The 21048-nt window shown below is 42.6% G+C and carries 16 protein-coding genes and 1 pseudogene; 5 read left to right on the top strand and 12 right to left on the bottom strand.

Features of this window, described 5'->3' with window-relative positions; translation table 11 throughout:
* The first annotated feature begins 107 nt into the window (after nt 1–107).
* A complete protein-coding gene (gene dacB / locus AF333_RS16675; RefSeq protein ID WP_043065236.1) occupies nt 108–3002 on the top strand; it encodes a D-alanyl-D-alanine carboxypeptidase/D-alanyl-D-alanine endopeptidase in 2895 nt (964 codons plus the stop codon).
* A 92-nt stretch (nt 3003–3094) separates the two neighbouring features.
* Here dacB and AF333_RS16680 read toward each other — a convergent pair whose 3' ends face one another.
* Nucleotides 3095–3925: a protein-glutamine gamma-glutamyltransferase gene (locus AF333_RS16680; protein ID WP_043065235.1), complete on the bottom strand. Its 831-nt coding sequence runs from the start codon at nt 3923–3925 to the stop codon at nt 3095–3097.
* A 303-nt stretch (nt 3926–4228) separates the two neighbouring features.
* Here AF333_RS16680 and infC point away from each other — a divergent pair, with 303 nt between their 5' ends.
* Entirely contained in the window at nt 4229–4714 is a 486-nt protein-coding gene (gene infC, locus AF333_RS16685) for a translation initiation factor IF-3 (protein WP_043065234.1), read from the top strand.
* Nucleotides 4715–4742: 28 nt separating this feature from the next.
* On the opposite strand, the gene AF333_RS16690 is transcribed toward infC, so the two are convergent.
* Both AF333_RS16690 and AF333_RS16695 read right to left on the bottom strand, forming a co-directional pair.
* Nucleotides 4743–5174, bottom strand: a complete 432-nt coding sequence (locus AF333_RS16690) for a disulfide oxidoreductase (RefSeq protein WP_139189027.1) — start codon at nt 5172–5174, stop codon at nt 4743–4745.
* A gap of 11 nt (nt 5175–5185) precedes the next feature.
* Nucleotides 5186–5929: a DsbA family protein gene (locus tag AF333_RS16695; protein WP_080787667.1), complete on the bottom strand. Its 744-nt coding sequence runs from the start codon at nt 5927–5929 to the stop codon at nt 5186–5188.
* Nucleotides 5930–6175: 246 nt separating this feature from the next.
* Between AF333_RS16695 and AF333_RS16700 the strand changes: the two genes are divergently transcribed.
* The 3 genes and pseudogenes from AF333_RS16700 to AF333_RS35495 all read left to right on the top strand — a co-directional run.
* Complete coding sequence (locus AF333_RS16700; protein ID WP_043065232.1) at nt 6176–6835, top strand: hypothetical protein; 660 nt, start codon at nt 6176–6178, stop codon at nt 6833–6835.
* Between the two features lie 169 nt (nt 6836–7004).
* Nucleotides 7005–7691, top strand: coding sequence for a hypothetical protein (locus AF333_RS16705; RefSeq protein WP_043065231.1), 687 nt, complete (start codon nt 7005–7007; stop codon nt 7689–7691).
* 361 nt (nt 7692–8052) lie between these two features.
* Nucleotides 8053–8361 (top strand): annotated as a pseudogene (locus tag AF333_RS35495) (DinB family protein); the annotation flags it as partial.
* 138 nt (nt 8362–8499) lie between these two features.
* Here the strand turns inward: AF333_RS35495 and cysI are convergent.
* From cysI to AF333_RS16750, 9 genes are all read right to left on the bottom strand, one after another.
* Nucleotides 8500–10218, bottom strand: a complete 1719-nt coding sequence (gene cysI, locus AF333_RS16710) for an assimilatory sulfite reductase (NADPH) hemoprotein subunit (RefSeq protein ID WP_043065230.1) — start codon at nt 10216–10218, stop codon at nt 8500–8502.
* 26 nt (nt 10219–10244) lie between these two features.
* Nucleotides 10245–12068 carry an assimilatory sulfite reductase (NADPH) flavoprotein subunit gene (locus AF333_RS16715; protein WP_043065229.1) on the bottom strand — a complete coding sequence of 608 codons (1824 nt, stop codon included), beginning with the start codon at nt 12066–12068 and terminating at the stop codon, nt 10245–10247.
* A 346-nt stretch (nt 12069–12414) separates the two neighbouring features.
* The gene (locus tag AF333_RS16720; RefSeq protein ID WP_043065228.1) at nt 12415–13194 is read right to left on the bottom strand and encodes a sporulation protein; all 780 of its coding nucleotides are present in this window, start codon (nt 13192–13194) and stop codon (nt 12415–12417) included.
* Nucleotides 13195–13641: 447 nt separating this feature from the next.
* Nucleotides 13642–15129, bottom strand: a complete 1488-nt coding sequence (locus tag AF333_RS16725; RefSeq protein ID WP_043065227.1) for an alanine/glycine:cation symporter family protein — start codon at nt 15127–15129, stop codon at nt 13642–13644.
* A gap of 207 nt (nt 15130–15336) precedes the next feature.
* A complete protein-coding gene (locus AF333_RS16730; RefSeq protein WP_043065226.1) occupies nt 15337–16821 on the bottom strand; it encodes an aldehyde dehydrogenase family protein in 1485 nt (494 codons plus the stop codon).
* A 44-nt stretch (nt 16822–16865) separates the two neighbouring features.
* On the bottom strand, nt 16866–17762 hold the full coding sequence (gene dapA / locus AF333_RS16735; protein ID WP_043065225.1) for a 4-hydroxy-tetrahydrodipicolinate synthase: 897 nt from the start codon (nt 17760–17762) through the stop codon (nt 16866–16868).
* Nucleotides 17763–17801: 39 nt separating this feature from the next.
* A complete protein-coding gene (locus AF333_RS16740; RefSeq protein WP_043065224.1) occupies nt 17802–18755 on the bottom strand; it encodes a proline racemase family protein in 954 nt (317 codons plus the stop codon).
* Nucleotides 18752–19789, bottom strand: a complete 1038-nt coding sequence (locus AF333_RS16745; protein ID WP_043065223.1) for a proline racemase family protein — start codon at nt 19787–19789, stop codon at nt 18752–18754. Before AF333_RS16745 ends, AF333_RS16740 begins: the two co-directional genes overlap by 4 nt.
* Nucleotides 19786–20961 carry an NAD(P)/FAD-dependent oxidoreductase gene (locus tag AF333_RS16750; RefSeq protein ID WP_043065222.1) on the bottom strand — a complete coding sequence of 392 codons (1176 nt, stop codon included), beginning with the start codon at nt 20959–20961 and terminating at the stop codon, nt 19786–19788. Before AF333_RS16750 ends, AF333_RS16745 begins: the two co-directional genes overlap by 4 nt.
* Between the last annotated feature and the right edge of the window lie 87 nt (nt 20962–21048).

Genomic DNA, 21048 nt, shown 5'->3' on the forward strand with positions numbered 1-21048 from the left:
TCTTCTTGCATATTATTTTTCGTTTAAATATTCTATTTATTTAAAAAATATGAAATAATTGTATCAGCTAGATAAAAATATTACATATTATACTGAGGAGGAATGTTATGAGGCCTTTTCGAAATGCAGTAGGAAAACTTCTGTTCAGCTTGCTTCTCGCTTTGCACATGCTGACACTGCCTGCTTATGCACAAAGCAATCCAACTGCCGCCTCCATTGATCGTCTCGTTACCCAGTTATCACAAAATCCGGAGAGCGCGGGCATACGGGCGGGAGTGGCGGTGTACAATACGACGACAGGAGAGTGGATTGACCAGCATAATGCAGAGAAAACATTCGTGCCCGCTTCCAACCTAAAACTTCTTGTGACAGCTGCAGCACTGGATATGCTTGGCCCGGACTACCGCTTTGCAACTGAAATACATACTACCGGCCACATTACTCCGAAAGGCGTGCTGCAAGGAGACCTTATTCTTAAAGGGTACGGTGATCCCTCGCTTACAGAAGAGGAAATGCGCGCCATCAGCGTCGAGCTAAAAGCAAAAGGGATTACTTCCATTCATGGTCGACTGCTCATCGATGAAAGTTATTTTGATAATGTTCGGTTGGGCGAGGGCTGGATGTGGGATGATGAACCATATGGCTACAGCGCTCAAATTAGCGCATTTGCCGTCCATAAGAATATGAGTACCATCACACTGAAACCAGACAAGCCTGTCGGACAAGCTCCTTCTTTGAGTGTAGAACCAAGTAGCAAGTACATCACCGTTCAAAACCGTGTAACCATTGCTGAAGGTACGGAACAAAATGTCCAAATCGATAGGCCGAGAGGTACGAATACGGTCATTCTGACAGGCACGCTCGGAAAAGACGCCGAGCCATACAAGGACGATGTAACGATGGAAGACCCGGCTTTGTTCGCGGGTGATGTGTTTAAACAAGCACTTGCCACAAATGGGATCCTTGTCTCTTCTAATAACATTGAAAAAACAACACTTTCTTCTGGCTCACCGCTTGTTACGCATCATTCCGAGCCGTTGCGCGACATTATTACTGAACTTAATAAAGAGAGCGATAACTTCTATGCAGAAATGCTGATGAAAACGCTTGGTGCTGTAGCGAAAAATAAAGGAAGCTTCAACGCTGGTGCAGACGCGATTGCAGACTTCATGGTAAAAGCCGGGATTGCCGACGGATATCGTCAGGTAGACGGTTCAGGCCTGTCACGACTGGATCTAATTTCTCCCCAGCAGCTCGTCGAACTGCTCGCCTATGTGCAAACACGAGAATACAGAGAAGACTTTGAGCGTTCGTTACCAATTGCAGGAGTGGACGGTACACTCAAAAATCGGATGAAAGACACGCCTGCAGAAAATAATGTTCATGCTAAGACCGGCTCCATGAGTGGCGTGCATACCTTATCTGGCTATACAATTGCAGCGAATGGAAACAAACTTGCTTTCTCCGTTTTCTTAAACGGTGTCCGCAGTACCAAACCTGCCGCTGCATTCGAGGATGCGGTTGCCATTTTGCTCAGTAGTTCTTTGTCCCAGGAAGCGGCGGAGAATCCCGCAACCGACTCTCCATCCTCTACGCTTGCCACACTGCTGAATCCGATATTGGAGCAGGAGAGCATGCGTGGGGTCGCCATCGGGATGATTGTAGGCTCGCTTGAACGTCAAGATGGGGAAGAGATTCTATATGCGAAGAATGTGGATACACTGCTAACGCCTGCGTCTAACATGAAGCTTCTAACCAGTGCAGTAGCGCTCAGAGAATTGGGCCCGGACTATACATTCAAAACCGAATTGTATGTGTCTTCTCTCCCGGATAAGCATGGAGTTATACACGGAGATATCATTATAAAAGGATACGGTGATCCAACTTTGCAAGCCGACGATCCTTCCGGTATAAAAGGTGGCACAGAGCTTTCTCGCTTCGTTCAGGCATTGCTCGGAAAAGGAGTAACCCGTATTGACGGCCGAATCATCGTAGACGAAAGTCAGTACGATGCGAAACGTTTGGGTACAGGCTGGGCTTGGGATGATGAGAGCTATGGATATAATGCTCAGATAAGCGCCCTTGCGGTGAATCGCGGCGCGGTACGTCTTGATTATCAACCAGGGGCGCACGAAGGGGCTCCCGTAACAATGGCGCTTCATCCGAAGACTTCCTATGTTCAAGTCAGTAATGAAGCAAAGACTACGCCCGCAGGTACAGAGAATACGTTTAAGGTAGAACGCGAACGAGGCAAGAATAGCATTCGTCTAACAGGCAACTTGCCACTTGGCGAGACGCCCGATTATGAACGGATCGCCGTGGAAGATCCTGCGCTTTATACCGGCACAGTACTTAAGGAAGCGATGGAGCAGGGTGGAATAAAGATATCTAAACAAAGTGAGGTACAGAAGGGGCTTGTTCCTTCTGGAAGCCGCAAGATTTTCGAGCTTCAGTCTTCGCCATTACGCGATATTCTCGTATACGGAAACAAGAATAGTGATAACTTCTATATGGAGATGCTGCTGAAACGGCTTGGAGCAGATAAGAAGGGCGCTGGCAGTGCGGAAGCTGGTATTGAGGTTGTTCAGAAAAACCTGCAAGAAAACGGAACAAATCCGGCATTTGATATGGTGGATGGTTCAGGATTAAGCCGTTATAATCAAATCTCAGTCCGCCAGGTTTCATCCGTGTTAACAAGCATGTCCCGCCATCCTTCTTTCGAGCATTTCTATCGTTCGCTTCCGATTGCAGGGGTAGACGGCACCTTGAAAAACCGTATGAAACAAACAGAGGCGGAGAATAATGTACATGCCAAGACCGGAACACTACAAGGCGTCAGTTCATTATCCGGCTATGTCACGACAAAGGATAATGAACGATTGTATTTTTCCATCATTATGAATGGCTATACGAGTGCATCAAAAAACTTTACCGACGTACAGGATCAACTCACTTCTGCTCTAGCTAATGTCTCCCTTGCATCAGGAGTGGCAGCTGATTAATTACACATCCATTAATCAAAAAAAGTCCGCTGTTATACTACCAGCGGACTTTTTTTACAATAGAGTGAATTTCATAACGGTAGCCGAAAGCATTACATCTTAATGTATGTCGTAGAACCGATTTGCGCTATCATAAAGCGATTCCCTGCAGGGGAGTGGATCTGCATGTTCTTCGCATTCCTCTCGTCGTACTGAGATAAATAAGCGAAATCGGGCCGGGCGGCTTGATCTAGCAGATACGCTGATACCGTAGCACCTGGCTTGCGCTCGCTGTTCAGCTCTGTAATCACTCCCTTTTTTGTCTTTATGCCAATACCATGTGCAAAATAGCGGTTATCTCCTAACAATACAACATTTTCTCCTTGCCATTCAGGTGTTTTAGGATTGTATTCGGGATTGTTAAAATACTGAACATCTCCTGGCAAATACTCGGCTGCATGTATCCATGTTAAACGCAAATCTTCATCATACACTCCATCATACAGAAGAATATTGGGGAATAACCGATTGAAGTTATCCTTCCCGATGGAGTCAATAATGGCCTTATAATACACGATAACGATAGCTGTGGTGCATTCAAACGCATATTTTTTTCCGTCTTTAAAAATGTCATTCATTGCTTCAGCCGGTTCGATACCCTTTTTCAGTTGAAATCCGCCTTCCTTTGTACGATTCCAGTAGCGAGGATTGCACCTGGATTCTTTGAATGTGGCGAAGTCTGCTCCGCTGTAATAGAGATTTTTTGCAGCAGACACAATAAAACCCCGCATTTTCACTTCAAATTTCAGCACGTCGAGGGACGGATACACGTATGTGATTGTGCTTGCTGCCATACGTTCAAGAATGGTGCGCTGTATGCCGCTAAGTGGCCATTCCTTTTCGAGCGTTTCGATATGTATGGATGCGTCTGAAATCTGAATCATGATAGTTCCCTCCTTATGTTGTCATGCTTCTCCTGTATGGATAAAGCAAAAGTATACCCATTTATATGCATTGTGGAGGCATAATGTGAAAGGTTGCTCATCATCAGAACGTAAGATAAAACAGAGGTATATACCTAGGATCGTTTTATTTTAACAACGCCCCTAGCATATAGTAAGATAAGAAGAGGCTAAAGAATGAGTATATAGTCTGTAAGTTAGATAGAAGGGCGAAATATTGAGGATTGCGTCAAGCAGTAGACAAAACAGTAGAGTTTATACCAATTGATTCGGAGGAAGAAGTATATGCTTATCAATGAAAAAATCAAAGCTTCAGAAGTAGAATTGATAGGAATAGATGGCGAAGATATGGGTATTATGTCAACAAAAGAGGCATTAAAAATAGCGAAAGAGTTAAAAGTAGACCTCATATGCCTTTCGCTTACTTCGAGTCCACCACCATGCCAATTGATGCCGCGACAGACAGCACAGAAGAAACAGGCAAAGGAAAAGCAGGCATTAAATAAACAGGAAAAAGGTCCGAAAACGAAAGAAATCCGCGTTAGCGCTACGATCGAGCAGCATGATTATGAAACGAAGAAGCGACAAGCGGAAAAAATTCTTAGGGGAGGAGATTGGGTGCAAATCAACGTACGTCTACAGCGTAAAGAAAGCGATGCAGCCAAACGAATCGTAGCTGAGTTTGTACAAGACTTATCACATTGCGCCGAAAAAGAAAAAGGCATACAGACGAGTGGCAAACAGGTTAGCGTCGTGCTTAAACCCTGTTAATCAATCGTCCGTATGCGAAAGTTGAACGTTATGCGTTTTCGTCGTCCGTTTTTGTGATCACCATGAAGAAGATAATTAGACCAAACGCAATCAAGGCTAAAAAAGGAATCGTAATGAAACCAAACCAATTCATATAAGTGGTCGTACATGGCACTCCAGAGGTACAAACTTTTGCGACTTCTGACAGAAACGGAAGCTTCTGCTCGAGATAATGAAATAAAGAGATAGCGGCTCCAATCACTGAGAGAGGAAGAATGTAACGCTTAACTCTTAAATCGTTGTGATAGGCCGCTATTCCCAAAATAACGCTCTGCGGATACATACAAATGCGTTGGAACCAGCATAAATTACATGGGATAAAGCCTTTGACTTCGCTAAAATACAAGCTTCCCAGCGTAGCAATCAAGGAAACTATCCATGCGAAATATAAAGCATATGTTCGAATTCCATTTCTATTCATCATAGTAGAGGTTAGCTCCTGCTGGCTTTCGCTTTCTCGATAAGTGAGACTATTTCTTCATAATCGAACGGGTTGTTTACCACCGTACCATTGATTAAAATTGTAGGCGTCTGGTGGATGTCATACGTTTTAACAATATTCGTATCTGCATCTACCTGCGGTTTGGTCGTTTTGTTTTTGATGTCTTGCGCCAGCTTGTCCTGATTTACCCTCGGTGCATATTGTTTGGCCAGATCAAGCAGCAGTTCATTCGTAATCCATGGTGCTTCTGCATTTTCCTTTGGTTGTCTGTTAAATAACGCTTTATGGAAAGCCCAATAGGAACCAGGATCTTGTGCTAATACCGATTCCGCTGCCATCGCAGACCGTTCTGATTCTTCTCCATGAAACAGGACATTTATGTATGCGAGCTTAGCTATGCCTGTATCAAGATACTCCTTTTGTAACTGGGGGAAAATCTGTTCATTCCACACTTTACATCCCGGACACTTGAAATCCCCGAATTCAATAATGGTTACTCCCGCATTTGGATTCCCTGCTATGGGCTGATTTTCTATAGGTGGAGGATTATCCACAGCTATATCTTTGTTTGGCTCTACCGCTTTTAATGCGATAAACAAGACAACCGCCGCCAGCAGTCCGATCAACGTATAAAGAACGAGACGTTTATTCGTGCTAGACGTTTTTTCCTTGGCGCGTATATTTGTTGAAGTGCTTTTGTTTTGCGCGCCTTTTCGGTTGGATTTTTTGCTCATTAGATCCCTTCTTCCCATCAAAAGTATATTATTCAACCGAACAAAACATACCTTCTTGATTGCCGGTTGTCATCTACTAATACGTGCGATTTCATTTGAATCCGCACGTATTATAGCATTCAACCTTTGTACGAGCAAGAGATTCGATGTTCTCGGTACATTTAGCTACATATGGTACAATAAAAAATGGATAATAGTGTCGTATTGTTGAACATTCAGGAAGTTTACGAGTGGAGGTGGCGAAGAATGAGGAAGTGGCTGATTACACCAGCCATTGCGCTGGTCGTCTCAGCCGTTGTCTTTTCTTTTATTCTGCTGAATGCTGAGGAAGAAGAACAAGTCACAGATGAACAGGATCGCATGGCGAATACATATGCATGGGAACAACCGCTAAATGAAGAAGATCCTTTTGATTCGGGATGGCCAGGGCCGGACCGTCCAGATCCGGCGACAATCAATGCAGAACAAAGTATATCAGAAGCAAAACCGCCAGCAGGAGAGAAATTTAAGGCAGAAGGATTGTCACTGGAAGATGATACATATGCGGTGGATACGAAGAGCGGGGACGTGAATGGAGACGGGATAGCAGATCGCATTATTTTAATTGGCACACGCATCCCGCTGGGGGAATCATTTTCGCCCTATGTTTTCAATCTTGGCCTTGTCGTACAGGATGGAAAAAACCATACGTACATGAAGAGGGTGTTCCGATACACGTCTCCAGACGGTCAGGAAGAGGAGGTTGTAGCTCAACGGCCAAGTTTATCGATCGCTGATGACACCGGTGTGATTACAGTTATTGTTCCTGAAGGTGGCGAAGGCCAGGTAAAGCATGAGTTTCTTATCAGTTGGAAAGAGAATCAGCCAGTCATGCTTTCTCCAAAAGAGAGCGTTTTATTACGGTAAAAAATTTTTTTGACAAGTCTCGAATTCGTGAGACTTGTCTTTTTTTATAAATATAAGCCGAAGCAAAGATATTTGACAGATTATAAAATTTAAAAAAAGCGAGGAATGTGCCGATGATTTGTATGTATATATATACAAATAGCAGAACAGCGCAGAAAGAGAGAGAAAAATGAAGAGAAAGACACTTATTAAATTCTATACATGCATGGTGCTTATCGGGTTCAATGCCATTCTGTGGTCGTATATGTGGCAGGAATTCAAGCAAACACGAGCAGACGCGACTGCATCTCGGCATCATCCTCAACCAAAAACAGAACTAACAGAGTCTCATAAGATGAAACAGCAACCAGCTGACGATCCTGTAATAGCTTCTGAAAGAGCGGATTCGGATTCTTCTGTTGTGCAGAAGAAAGCTGGTGGAGAAGAGGCAGCTGCTTTCCTTGCATACGAGCGTTTACTACATGAGACAGAGTATGCAGAAGGAAAACGAGATAAGTACGTATCGCTTGTGGAAGAACAGATTTTAAACGGACAAAGAAGCAATGAAATTGATTATACCGTTTTGAAAGACGCAAACGCTGTGTTTCGAGATATCTCAAAACGTTTGAATAGTATTGAGATATCAGGAGATATATCCGAACAAAGCAAAAACGCTGCATACCAAGCGAAAACCGCGCTTAGTGAGTCATATTGGAATAAAGCGGATGCTATTGTCTCGTTAGCAAACTTTCTTGATACGAATGACGTAGAATGGAAAAAGAAATACGAGCGGAAAATTGAAAAAAGCGAAAAATACAAACAAGACAGCATAAATGCATTGCGTGTCCAAAAAACAAAACTTGGCATATCCAAATAAAAAAATAATATCTTAAGCTATAGTCCATTTTTCTTTTTTTATCTCGAAATGTTAAAAAAACTTATAAAATGAGATTGTTTTTCTTTACGTCCGATAATATATATTATGTTAACTAAGAAAAGATGTATTCTAAGAGATGTAATTCTACTCTCCTCTCGTCATAACGATTTATCTCCTGAACAGGAAGCCCCCTTGAGACACTCATGCCTGACCGACGGCTTCCCTGCGCTACGCGCTCGATACAGTCCATCTACCCGTCTTGTCTATGTTCTCTCTATAAATTCGACATTAAGACCATTCTCTTCGACCAGATTTTCTTAAGTATCTTTTTATTTTCAAAATATAATGATACCACGAAAAATTTCCCCCATTTGATCGTTATTCTCACTTAAATAAAAGGTCTGAAAGATCGATTGAACAAAAGTTGCTTGAATTTAAAACAATTAGAACACTAAATATAACCAAACTTAAAGTTCTTATTGAACCTGAGTTGCATCTTGAATTGACGGGCTCACACCCTGCATTTGGTGTAGTGAGGTTAAGAGAATTGCTTGCTACATGGGTTGTTCATGATTTAACGCACATTGCTCAAATCGTACGGGTAATGGCTAAGAGATACAGAGTAGACGTTGGGCCTTGGAAAGAATATTTAGGTATATTGAAAAAGTAATACTTATACTGTACTCTTCTTTACTAGCCCTTTATTAGATATATAATAGCGAAAATGTCTCAGCCTATCAGTTCAAAATTGACAAAATAACGCACTGAAGAGACAGGAGAACACATTCCTGTCTCAAATGCTTCTTGATTAATCATGAAAATTCGTGCCGTCTGTCACTGCTTTGACGACGTCGGTACGGACAACAAAGTCACCGAAGTGCTCGCCTTCCCGCCTTTCTTTCGCGTAGCGGGAAAAAAGCACACGCAGTTCGCTCAAAATTTCTTCTTCACCGATGTTTTCACGATACATTTTGCTTAGGCGGCTACCGTCAAAGGCTGCGCCAAGATACATGTTGTATTTGCCGGGCGCTTTGCCGATAAAGGCAATTTCGCCAAGCGCCGGACGGGCACAACCGTTCGGGCAGCCGGTCATGCGGATCGTAATTTCTTCGTTGCACAAACCGTTTTCATCGACAATAGCCTCGATCTTCTCAAGCAGTACCGGCAAATAGCGTTCTGCTTCCGCCATCGCCAATCCACACGTCGGAAGAGCGACGCACGCCAGCGAGCTGCGACGAAGTGCTGTATAATGCTCGCCATTCGTCAAACCGTATTGCTCGATCAACTCGCTAATCCTTTTCTTGGTTTGGCTTGATACGTTGGCAATGATCAGGTTTTGATTTGCTGTCAAACGGAAATCACCGGTATGAATTTTGGCAATTTCACGCAAGCCAGTCTTCAGCTTGTAATCATCAAAATCTGCGACACGGCCACCTTGGACAAACAGTGTAAAATGCCATATTCCCTGAACACCTTTTACCCAGCCGTAGCGGTCGCCGTTATGGTCGAAATGATACGGCTTCGCTTCATCCAGGCTCCAGCCGAGGCGAGCTTCCAATTCAGCCTTGATTGTTTCCAGTCCGAGGCGGTCAACTGTATACTTAAACCGAGCATTTTTGCGGACAGAACGGTTTCCATAGTCACGCTGAATCGTAATGACTTTTTCCGCCACATCATAAATTTTGTCCGACGTACAGAAGCCGATTACTTTAGCGAGTTGCGGATACGTTGCTTTGTCGCCATGTGTCATACCCATGCCGCCGCCGATGGCCACGTTAAAACCGACAAGCTTTCCTTCTTCAACAATCGCAATGAATCCAAGATCCTGCGAATAGACATCAATGTCATTTGATGGCGGAACGGCGATACCGATCTTAAACTTCCGCGGCAAATAAAGCGGGCCATACATCGGTTCGACTTCTTCTGCTTCTGGCGTACCAGCAACTTTTTCTTCATCCAACCAAAGCTCATGATAGGCTCTTGTCCGTGGTAATAAATCATTACTCAACTTTTTCGCCCTTTCGTATACTTCTAAATGAATTTCAGATTGATATGGATTCGGGTTACACATAACGTTCCGATTCACATCGCCGCATGCCGCAATTGTATCCAAAAGGGACGTATGAATTTCCTGAATTGTTTTTTTCATATTCCATTTTAAAATACCGTGCATTTGAAATGTCTGGCGTGTTGTCAGTTTTAAGGTCCCGTTTCCGTACTTTTGGGCAAGCTCATCCATGACAAGCCATTGAGCTGGTGTTGCCACACCGCCCGGCAAACGGACACGCAGCATGAATTGATACGCAGGTTCAAGCTTTTGCTTTTGGCGCTCGTTGCGGAGATCCCGGTCATCCTGCAAGTAGCTACCGTGAAATTTCATCAGGCGATTGTCATCTTCGGAAATTCCGGCGCTGATCGGTTCTAACATCGATTCCGCCAGCGTGCCGCGCAAATAGTTGCTTTCTTCTTTAATGCGCTCAACATCGCTTGGCGGGCCCTCTGGTGCTTTTAAAAAGTGCTTCGACATGTTGAAAAACCCCTCTCAATCCAAAATTAGTATACATCACGTTGGTAACGCTTTTGCTGCTGCATGTCGGCAAGATAGTCTTCCGCTTTTTCACGGCTCATGCTGCCTTCTTTTTCGATAATCGCAAGTAAAGTGTTATGGACGTCATATGCCATGTTTTTCTTGTCTCCGCAAATGTAAACAACCGCTCCTTCTTGAATCCATTCAAACAATTCTTTGCTATGTTCAAGCATACGGTGCTGCACATACACTTTTTCATCCGTATCACGCGAAAATGCCACATCCATTTTCGTCAGCACGCCTTCTTTCAGCCACTTTTGCCATTCTGTCTGATAAAGAAAGTCCGTCACATAATGCTGGTCCCCGAAGAATAACCATGATTTTCCTTCCGCTCCTATTTCTTCGCGTTCCTGCATAAAAGAGCGGAAGGGCGCGATGCCTGTTCCCGGTCCAACCATGATAATCGGCGTATCTGGGTTCTTTGGCAGCTTAAAGTTTTGGTTAGGCTGAATGTAAACCGGCAGCGTGTCCCCTGGCTGTAGACGTTCCGCGCATAAACAAGAGCAGACGCCTTTTCGTTTGCGTCCGTGTGCATCATATCGGACGGCACCGATAGTCAAATGCACTTCATCCGGATTCGCGGATAAGCTGCTCGCAATTGAGTAAAGGCGGGCCGGCATTTTCCTGAGAATCGAGATAAACGCTTGTGCCGATACCCTCCACGGCCCAAAATCACGGACCAGATCAAGTAAATCGCGCCCTTCAAGATATGCTTTTAAATTTTCTTCATTGTCTGGCGATAAAAGCTCTCGTAAATCCTTATTCGCTGAAAGTTGCACTGCCTGCTCAAGAAGCGGTTTTGTTAAAACTGTAATTTCAAAGTGAGAGACGAGCGCTTCTTTCAGTGGACGAACACCCCCCTGCTTATTGATCGTCACAAGTTCTTCCGGATCCCAGTTCATTTCTTCAAGAAACATGTCTACAAGAGCCGGCTCGTTTTCCGGATAGACACCAAGGATGTCACCTGGCTCAAATGTAAGGCCAGACCCTTCAAGCGATAATTCAAGGTGGCGTGTTTCTTTATTCGAACCACGACCGTTCAAATTTAAATTTTCAAGCACTTCCGCTTTGAACGGATTTGTTCTAGAATACACTGATTCACTCACTTGAAGGGCTGTTGCTGGAGCTGGAGTGGCACCTCCGCCCTGCTGTGCTTCACTTAATCCACCATAGACTCCTGCAAGCCATTCGGATGCTGGCTCATCATAGTCAAGATCGCAGTCAACACGCGGATAAAGCCGTGTGGCTCCGAGCTCTTCCAGCCGCTGATCGAACTCTTTTCCCGTCTGACAAAAAAACTCATATGAGCTGTCCCCGAGCGACAAAACAGAAAACCGAAGACCGTCAAGCTTTGGCGCCCGTCTGCCATGAAGAAACTCATGGAAAGACAGCGCGTTATCCGGCGGCTCCCCTTCCCCATGTGTGCTCACGATAATAAGCAGGTTTTGGGCTTTCTTCAAATGGTTTGCTTTAAAATCACTCATGGATGAAACGATTACTTGAAAGCCGTTCCCCTCTAGTGCCTTGCCTGCATTCTCCGCAAGCCTTTGGGCGTTGCCAGTCTGTGATCCATAAAGAATAATCACTTCTCTTGAAATTGTCTGTCCGGTGCTCTCGGCAGAAATTTCTGTCGTCAACACTTCTGATGTTCCTGGAGCAGAAGCAGACTGGATTGCTGTCAGATAACCGCTTAGCCAGGCTTTTTGCGATTCCGTCAAGGTCGGCAGAAGGCGGTTAAGGAGCTCTGCCTGCTCCTGATTAAATGGACTGTTTATTACCTGAAGTTGCAACGATATCCACCTCACACAGAAATATACACTTGATGTACGTCATTTCATTTGTACATTCACTTTTTAGTGAAAAAAAGATTAATTACATCGAATTTATATTATTCATATAAATTAAATTGGTTTTAATTATGTAGATTATTTTACCGGAAGTCATAGCGTTGGTAAAATAAATATAAATTATTATAATGATTAAAATTACTAATGATAGAATGGGATTTATTTGTACAATGTCGCGTGCTACGGAACACGAGAAAAAGCACTTCAGAACGCTGAAGTGCTTTTTCTGACAGATAATCCTTGTTGGAGAAAATGGGAATTATTTAGACATATATCCTAAACCGTGCTATTATCTCGCATGTTGATTAATAATAGCACGGAACTTTTGGGTTAACACGTTAACATCCTGATTTAATTCCGTTTTATTTAAGTAAATACGTACAAGACGTTCATCCATACTATACGTTTCTTCCAACCATCCTAATACTCCTCTGGCTTTACGATCGATTTCCAGCGCCACTTCAATTCCATTTTCCTCTACGTGGCACACAACTTCCACTTCATCAAGCTTTCCTCGATAATCACGGTTAGATGGACTAAACTCAAACTCCTGTACAAATGGAAGACGGCGACGGAAGAAAGGTGCATACTCGCAGTCTGCTTCCCGTAGTGTAAATCCGACCTGTTGGACAGCTTTTAGCACTTTTTCCATCCACGGATGTGGAAGCACTTGAATACGGTCGTTATCCCCGGCATCCACACCATTTTTAATATCTATATCTGTCTTAATCCAAATGGCCACGCTTCCAAGCGTAACAGGTGTGTCCAACGGTAGAGGAAACGCAAATGGAAACTCTTTTACTTCTTTAGGAAAAATAATGAATCCGTTAACTACTCGATGGGAAGCAATCGGAGATGTCTGGTATATTTTCTTATCGTCCTTTTCCATAATATAGCGGCTCATTACATACAGATCAATATCATCAATAGTTTGTTCTACATTTCCTCCACGCACATAGACGGTTCCTGTAATCGTATCGCCCGGACGATACTGCGAATAATCCAAAACCGTATCGACTGTAGCGGAACCAATGCCTACACTTGCCGCCATTTTTTTAAAAAACGACATTCATCATCTCTCCTTAAAGTTATATTTTCCTTATGTACTTTCACTTGCTGCTTATTAAGTTATACTAGAAAAAACGATTTTTGGTTTCAGTTTTTTATAAAAATTTAAACGAATATAAGTACTTCCTTCCTGATAACACCCCAATCGGAGTAGGAATTATGTGGATTGATGGAGTTCACGCGATAACTGGCGATAAAATCTTCAAGATAATTTATACAAAGTAAAACAGCATCTTTTGCTTGCTTTTCCTGTTATTATGTATGTGTTTTTGTATTTGGTTAAACTAGAATATATACGGAGTATTTTTATTCTCTGAATATTCTATTGGATTCATACGATATATTACTCTACTATCTACGCTCTACGTTTGTAAATCTTTATTAAAAAAAGAAATTCCCCAAAATAAGCTTTTTAGGGAATGGTAAAGATTTGTTATATGTTTAAAGCTTATAGAATTCTTTGGTTAAAATTTTGTACCTTATTAGACGCATCATTTTCCATCTCTTTGCATTTTTCTTCCCAGAAATCAGCACCATTTATTCCTGCTTTGCCCGGATCGAAAATCGGATTTCTTCCTGCTTTTTTCTGGATTTCATAATCCTTTAGTACTTTTAAGACCGGCTTTGTCAGTAGTAAAATCGCAATAAGATTAAGCCAAGCCATACTTCCTATACCTAAATCCCCTAAAGCCCATAAGAAAGACGCTGATTCAACACTACCAATATAAACCATTACTAAAAATCCAACTTTCAGAACTATTTTCAGCCACTGGAACTTTAGTTTTTGATTAAGGTAGACAAGGGTGGTTTCAGCAATATAGTAATAGGCTAACAAGGTAGTAAACGCAAAAAAGAAGATGGCGATGGAAACGAATATCGGACCAAAGCCTGGTAAAACGGTTTCGACTGCTTGCTGGGTATAGATAGGTCCCGGTTCAATATTGCCCATTGTTTCAACGATGGGTTCTTTTCCTTCTGGGATAACGCTATACATGCCAGTTACAAGAATCATGAGAGCTGTCGCCGTACATACAACAATCGTATCGATATAGACAGAAAAGGCTTGGACTAATCCTTGCTTAGCAGGATGAGAAACCTCAGCCGCTGCAGAACTGTATGTTCCTTCCCCCACGCCAGCAACATTAGAAAAGACCGCTCTCTTGACTCCCCAAGCAATAGCTGCACCGATAATGCCCCCAAAAGCCTGGTTTGTACCGAATGCGCTCGAGAAGATAAGGGAAAACATATCAGGGACTTTGGAGATATGAACCAATAAAACGATGAATGTAACTACTACATATCCTATTGCCATAAAAGGAACAATAGTTTGGGAAGCATTAGCGATTCGTTTTACCCCACCGAAAATGATTGCTGCAAGTAAGGCAACCAATAGAACACCAGTGATGCTTTTATTTAAACCAGTTACACTTTCAAATCCAACTGCAATATTACTTGACTGTATCCCAGGCAATAAAACCCCATAGGAAAGTGTGACAACAATGGCTACCATCACAGCGAACCACTTTATTTTTAGACCTTTTTCAATAAAGTAAGGGGTACCTCCTCGATATTCATTTCCTACCTTGCTTTTATATAATTGGGCAAGAGTAGATTCCACAAAGGCGCTAGCTCCTCCTAATATCGCCATTACCCACATCCAGAAAACCGCCCCTGGGCCTCCGAAGGCAATGGCTGTAGCCACACCGGCAATATTACCAATCCCCACACGTCCTGATAGAGCTAAACAAAAAGCTTGAAAAGATGAGATTCCTGTATCTGAGCTTTTGCCTTCGAACAATAATTTAATCATTTCTTTAAAATACCGTATTTGTAGAAAGCGAGTGGCAATCGAGAAAAAGACTCCTGCTCCCAGTGCAAAGATAACCAACCCGATACTCCATACCTGTCCAACTAACCATTCTACTAGTTTTTCCATCTAATCCCTCCTTAATATAACGCTTGATTTTACAGAAAAATATTAATCGTTTTAAATTTCAGATAAATAAAAGGGTAAGGGGATTAAATAACTGGACAGTTCCATAATTACTAAGAGCTGTCCAGTAGTCCTTAATCTACTAAACCCTTTTCTTCAAAGGAGTAATTAGGTAGCTACCTCAGTTCAGCAGTTATGACATACCTTACTTTATTTCAAGTTTACCCAAACGCTTTTCACTTCTGTGTAGTTGTCGAGTGCATAAGAACCCATTTCACGTCCGATGCCTGATTGTTTATAACCTCCGAATGGAGCTGCAGCGTCCTCTAGGTTGTAATCATTAATCCAGACAGTGCCTGCTTTTAAGCTATTCGCTACTTTATGTGCGATTTTAATATTTTCTGTCCATACACCTGCAGCAAGTCCAAACGGTGTATTATTTGCTCTTTCAATGACTTCTTCAACCGTATCGAACGGCAGGACTGCGACCACTGGGCCAAATATTTCTTCTTTCGCGATTGTCATGTCATCTGTGACATCAGCAAAAATTGTTGGCTGAACGAAGTATCCCTTTTCAAATGCTTTCCCGCCACCAGCTACAACTCTTGCTCCTTCGGCCTTTCCTTTTTCAATATAATTTAGCACGCGTTCTTGTTGTTGTTTGGAAACAAGCGGCCCCATTTCAGTACCTTTTTCCATTCCTGCACCGAGCCTTACATTGTTTGCCAACTTGGCTAGTTCTTCTACCACTTTATCGTAGTGCTTTCTATGGACGAACACACGGGAGCCTGCACTGCAGTTTTGGCCATGGTTGTACATAATACCATTAAAAGCACCAGTGATCGCGTCTGATAAATCCGCATCTTCTAAAATAATGTTTGGTGATTTTCCACCAAGCTCTAATGTCACATGCTTAATTGTCTCAGCTGCTTGACGCATAATATACTTACCAGTGGCTGTGGAACCTGTAAAGGCTACTTTTTCAATATCGTGATGATTTACGATCGCCGCTCCTGCCGTTTGACCAAACCCAGGGACGAAGTTCACGACGCCGTCCGGAAAACCGGCTTCTTTAAAAAGATGAGCCGTATATAACAGAGATAACGGAGTTTGCTCAGCAGGTTTTAATACGATAGTACAACCTGTTGCAAGAGCTGCACCCATTTTCCACGCAGACATGACTAACGGATAGTTCCATGGAATAATTTGACCGACAACACCAATCGGTTCATGACGTGTATAGTTTAAATAGTTTTTTGAAATCGGAGTTGTCTGACCAAGGATTTTCGTTGCCCAGCCAGCATAGTAGCGGTAGTGTTCCACCGTTGCAGGAATATCGTCTTCTAGCGCTACTTGATAAGGCTTACCATTATCCAATGCTTCTAATTGGGCTAGCTCTTCCTTATGCTCATCAATCAAATCAGCCAGTTTGTAAATTAAGTATGCTCTTTCAGCCGCACTGAGGTCAGGCCATGGTCCTTTTTCGAATGCCCGCCGAGCGGCTTTCACCGCTAAATCAATATCTTCTTCCTGTGCCTCACTTACTGAAGCAAGAATCTCCTCTGTTGACGGATTATACGTTTCAAACATTTTACCGCTTACAGATGGCACAAATTTCCCGTCGATAAAAAGTTCGATATTTCCTTCTAAAAAAGCCTTTACCTTTGGTTTTAATTCTACTTTTGTTGTTAACATGTTCCGTTCCCCCCTACATTCTTTTGCTCGTACAACATGAATTTTTATACATGAGTAGCGGCCGTTAAATTTGATAAAATATCCTTAAGCTTTTGATCTTCTTCAGGCGTCAGTCCCAAACGAGGATAACGAGAAGGACCTCCTGCCTGTCCGTTCAGTTCCATTGCACGCTTGACAATTTGTACATATTTTCCTGATCCTTCAAGGAATGCACAAAGCGGTAAAATGCTGTCATTAATCGCCCAAGCTTCTTTTAGCTCGCCTTTTTGGACATGGTCAAACATTTGCGTAACAAGCTTTGGCACAATATTACCTGCGACGGAAATCCAACCTGTTGCTCCGACTAAATAAGACTCCATAACCAATTCTTCTGAGCCGCAGAAAATTTCAATATCTCCTTTGCCATGTCTGACAAGGTCTCTTGCTTTACGGATATCTCCGCTTGATTCCTTAATATGAGTGACTCTTTCACATTCTTTTCCGATCTGCAGCATAAGCTCAGTACTCATGTCGACACCGGATGTAAAAGGATTATTGTACAACATAATAGGTAAATTCACTGCATTTGATATTTCTTTAAAGTGAAAGTAAATTTCCTCCTCCTTTGGCTTGCAATAATAAGAGTTAATAATCAGGGCGCAATCTGCACTGTATGCTTCCGCCTGCTTCGTGTACTCAATCGTTTCCTTTGTTGTTTCAGCAGCTGTTCCTACGATAACAGGAAGGCGGCCGTTCACTTCTTTTAATACAGTTTCAACCATTCGAAATTTTTCTTCTTTTGATAAACTCACAAATTCCCCGGTGCTTCCATTGATTACAATACCTGCGACTCCTTGATCCAAGAAGTAGTTCACATTATTTTTTACTCCGCCCCAATCAATCTCCTGTGCCTCGTTCATCGGTGTAATTAATACTGGATAAGCTCCTTTAATTGTTGTCATTTTTATTTCCTCCTCAATGTTTTTTAATTTTTTAGACATTTATGTCAATAAAAATCCAGCAGGAAAAGGATCTGTCGGATCTAGCACAAGATTCTGCATTCCTGTAATGAAACCGCGGCTTGCCAAAGTGAACGTATAGCCGCTCTCTGTTTGCTTGGCTGCTTGTACTGTCAAAGAGCTGTCAAAAATACTTTTATTTACGAATGGGGCTTTCATGTACAATCCATCTTTGGAAAGTAAATGTGTATAACATGCCATTGTTGATCCGAAGCCAGGAGAACGAACAATGTATCGATCCTCATGGAAAGTGATTGTTTTAATTTGCCGCTCTTCCAGGTGAGAATCATCCATTAGAATAGCCCCTTTTATAGGCATTTTTGACCTAAGGGCCTGAAGCACTGTTTTTCCCCAGCTCCTTAATTCAGAAAGTTCTTCAACACAAATCTCTACAAAATCATCCCGTTTCTCAAACACCGCATATAATTGATCAGCTTGTACGAGAGAGAACTGTGTATGTAAGTGAAGATAGGACAAGGGAATATTTGTTTGGATTACTTGACAAGGCTCACTTTCTACCGATACGGAAACCACCTCATCCTTCTCCATAATAGCGGTAGCTGAAATCACACCACTGACCGTTTCGATTTTATATTCATTTGACGCTCTTGGCTGCAAATGACCACACTCTAGTAAAGCTGTAATCACAGCAACAATACCGCCATAGTGAAGAAGCGCGGTTCCTTCATGATTGAAAAATAATACGGCAATATCTGCTTCTCGATTAATCGGCGAAACAACAAGACAGCCGTTTAAGCCTGCGAATCCGCGCGGTTCTTTCAATAAAAGACTGATCTCTTCTGCAAACACATGCCGAAGTTGCTTATTTAACTGTTCTAAGCTCTCATAATGAATGAATGGTACGTCTTTAATAATACGGAACGCCTCACCAGCTACGTGTACATCCGTTGTTGAATATACTTTTTGAATCTTCATTTCACGCCCTCCGTTTCATGTTCCATCGGAGGAATAAGCAGAAACCCTTCTTTAAGCGGATCCTCTTCATGGTAGAAGAACCGGTGCATACCCATCAGCCAAGCTGATCCTGTAATTTTGGTCACTACAGCCTCGACGCCTTCCACATCTGTTGTTTCCAGTATGTGTCCTCTAAATAGAGAACCGACAATGCTTTCATGAACAAATTCTTCGCCAATTGAAATTTCTCGACTTGCATACAGCACAGCTAATTTAGCAGAAGTGCCAGTTCCACATGGAGAACGATCAATTCCCCCCGGAGGAACAATAACTGTGTTTTTTACATCTGCTTCCTCATGGGTTGGTTCGGTAAAAAACTCAACATGAGTTAACCCTTGAATAAATGGATATTGCGGGTGAACGATTTCAGTTTTTTCATTAATGGTGTTTCTGATATTGATCGCTGTTTCAATTATGTTAGAAGCATTCCATGGAGCTAAATCCAATCCAATCGATTTAGCGTCAATGATTGCGTAAAAATTGCCACCATACGCAATATCAGCATCTACACGCCCAATTTCCTCAACATCAACGGAAACACGTTTTAAAAGAAACGCGGGGATATTGCAGAAGGATACTTCTTTTGCTTTTCCATTTTCTATAGAAATATCTACTTCGACGAGCCCGGCAGGCGTATCCAACTTTAATGAAGTAATCGGCTCCTGAATGGGGATCAATCCCGATTCAACTAGAGCAGTACACACACCGATGGTGTCATGTCCGCACATTGGCAAATATCCACCTGTCTCTATGTAAATCACGCCAATATCCGCTTCCGGATGGCACGGCTCCGTTAACAAAGCACCGGACATGACATCATGGCCACGCGGCTCGTTCATTAAAAGCTTGCGTATCCAATCATACTTCTTTTTCATATAGAGCATTTTTTCTGACATGGTTTCTCCAATCAGTTTCGGGAGACCACTAATTAACGTCCTTGTAGGATTCCCGCCTGTATGTGTATCGATAGTTGTAAATATCTTGTGTACCTTCATCTGCTTAACACCCTTTCTTTAAAACGGTTAAAGCTAAGCGGTTCAACGGGAATAGACGTTTCTTTTTCATTGATTAGTTCTTCTATTATTTTTCCTGTCACTGCTGCAAGGCTAATTCCGTCACCTTCGTGACCAGCCGCAATATAATAGTTTGGAACTTTGTCCACCCGTGAAACAATTGGCAAATGGTCTTCCGTCCATGGCCGCAGCCCTGCATATGAACGAATCACCATCATATCTGCCATTCGTGGATAAAAGCGGATGGCTCGGTTAGCAATACATTGAATGACATCATTGTTTACTTTCATATTAAATCCAACGAATTCCCTGCTGCTCCCGATTAAAAAGTTTTGACTTTCCGTTGGTTCAAAGACAAGAGCTACTCCATATTTTTCAGTTAGCGGATCGATGCGACGCTTTCCACCAAATTTGGAAATTAAGTAACCAAACTCCATGACTTTTCGAGAACCCACATGCTGCTGCCGTGATGCAACAATAATGTGTCCTTTTCTTGGTTTAATCGGTATGGAAAGATTGAGCATCTTTCCTATTTGAGGCGCCCATACCCCAGCTGCATTGACAACATGATCTGCTGTAAAAGCTCCGTTTGTCGTTTCTATCGTAAATGAGCCACTTTTTTCTTTTTTCATTTGTTTTACTTCGGTATGTTTCAAGGCTGTAGCTCCTAGCTTTTTTGCTTCCTCAAGAAGTGCAAAGGCTAGGAGATAAGGGTTGACTGTAGAATCAGTGGCACACTCTAAACCGCCCAATAAGTCATCTGCAAAAAAGGGAGACTCTTGCCGGATATCCTGCCGGTCAAGCATACGGAATGGTAAACCAGCAGCTTTTTGGCGATCCACCCACTTCTGTGCCGCCTCCATTTCCTCGTCTGACTCACACACGAGGATGCTTCCTGGGGCACGATATTCAAAGGAATGTTCCAGATTTCTGCTTAATTCTTCTACTAGATTTTGACTAACCAACGACATTTGACTATCAAAACCTGGGTCTTTATCAATCGCCAAAATATTGCCGTCACATCGCGAAGACGTACCGCTGACAAATTCTCCTTTTTCAATTATCGTTACGTCTCTTCCATATTTAGAAGCATAATAAGCAATCGAACAGCCAATAATTCCCCCACCAATAACTAAAACATCGCAGTGTTTCACATGACATCCCTCCTCTCAATAAAGTGGCTTCAACGTTTAACAACGCAATTAGTGTGCCAACTAAGATAAAGCGTTTACAACACCGAT

Source organism: Aneurinibacillus migulanus (assembly GCF_001274715.1).
GTDB lineage: Bacteria > Bacillota > Bacilli > Aneurinibacillales > Aneurinibacillaceae > Aneurinibacillus > Aneurinibacillus migulanus.

Bases quoted from the DNA above. Each gene is read 5' to 3' on its own strand.
- dacB (WP_043065236.1), top strand. From the start codon at position 108: ATGAGGCCTTTTCGAAATGCAGTAGGAAAACTTCTGTTCAGCTTGCTT.
- AF333_RS16680 (WP_043065235.1), bottom strand. From the start codon at position 3,925: ATGATTCAGATTTCAGACGCATCCATACATATCGAAACGCTCGAAAAG.
- infC (WP_043065234.1), top strand. From the start codon at position 4,229: ATGCTTATCAATGAAAAAATCAAAGCTTCAGAAGTAGAATTGATAGGA.
- AF333_RS16690 (WP_139189027.1), bottom strand. From the start codon at position 5,174: ATGAATAGAAATGGAATTCGAACATATGCTTTATATTTCGCATGGATA.
- AF333_RS16695 (WP_080787667.1), bottom strand. From the start codon at position 5,929: ATGAGCAAAAAATCCAACCGAAAAGGCGCGCAAAACAAAAGCACTTCA.
- AF333_RS16700 (WP_043065232.1), top strand. From the start codon at position 6,176: ATGAGGAAGTGGCTGATTACACCAGCCATTGCGCTGGTCGTCTCAGCC.
- AF333_RS16705 (WP_043065231.1), top strand. From the start codon at position 7,005: ATGAAGAGAAAGACACTTATTAAATTCTATACATGCATGGTGCTTATC.
- cysI (WP_043065230.1), bottom strand. From the start codon at position 10,218: ATGTCGAAGCACTTTTTAAAAGCACCAGAGGGCCCGCCAAGCGATGTT.
- AF333_RS16720 (WP_043065228.1), bottom strand. From the start codon at position 13,194: ATGTCGTTTTTTAAAAAAATGGCGGCAAGTGTAGGCATTGGTTCCGCT.
- AF333_RS16725 (WP_043065227.1), bottom strand. From the start codon at position 15,129: ATGGAAAAACTAGTAGAATGGTTAGTTGGACAGGTATGGAGTATCGGG.
- AF333_RS16730 (WP_043065226.1), bottom strand. From the start codon at position 16,821: ATGTTAACAACAAAAGTAGAATTAAAACCAAAGGTAAAGGCTTTTTTA.
- dapA (WP_043065225.1), bottom strand. From the start codon at position 17,762: ATGACAACAATTAAAGGAGCTTATCCAGTATTAATTACACCGATGAAC.
- AF333_RS16740 (WP_043065224.1), bottom strand. From the start codon at position 18,755: ATGAAGATTCAAAAAGTATATTCAACAACGGATGTACACGTAGCTGGT.
- AF333_RS16745 (WP_043065223.1), bottom strand. From the start codon at position 19,789: ATGAAGGTACACAAGATATTTACAACTATCGATACACATACAGGCGGG.